The organism is Salinimicrobium oceani, assembly GCF_012037645.1.
Genome location: NZ_JAAVJR010000854.1, coordinates 1 through 402, shown reverse-complemented (window position 1 = coordinate 402; position 402 = coordinate 1). Strand labels below are relative to the sequence as shown.

General features: G+C 42.0%; 1 pseudogene. It reads right to left on the bottom strand.

The features are described 5' to 3' along the window. Positions 1 to 402 (bottom strand): annotated as a pseudogene (locus HC175_RS19725) (FAD-dependent oxidoreductase); the annotation flags it as partial.

Genomic DNA, 402 nt, shown 5'->3' with positions numbered 1-402 from the left:
ACCTAAATGAATGGTAGCTGCTTTTTTGCATTTTTCACTTGTGAATGGAATAGGTTCACTTAACGCCCAATCAACCTTAAAAACTCCCGCCCCATAATGGAATGCCTCCATTCTTTTTCTGTAAAGCGCATTAAAATTAAGGCCTTTTATCTTGAGTAACTGTTTGGGAGTTAGGTCGAACATGTAGGCATAGGCATTAGGAAGATCCCGAATATCTTCTACCCAGGTATTTAAAATTACTTCTCCTCCCAGCGATCTATAGTAATCTAATAAGGCTCCCGTGAAATTACCCGCTCCTCCTTTGGGGAAAGGCCAGTTATATTTATGGGCACTGGTAGTAAGCACCAGTCCAAAAGAAGCCGAGGCGATATTGGTAAGTGGCAAAGTAGAATGAGCGGCAGA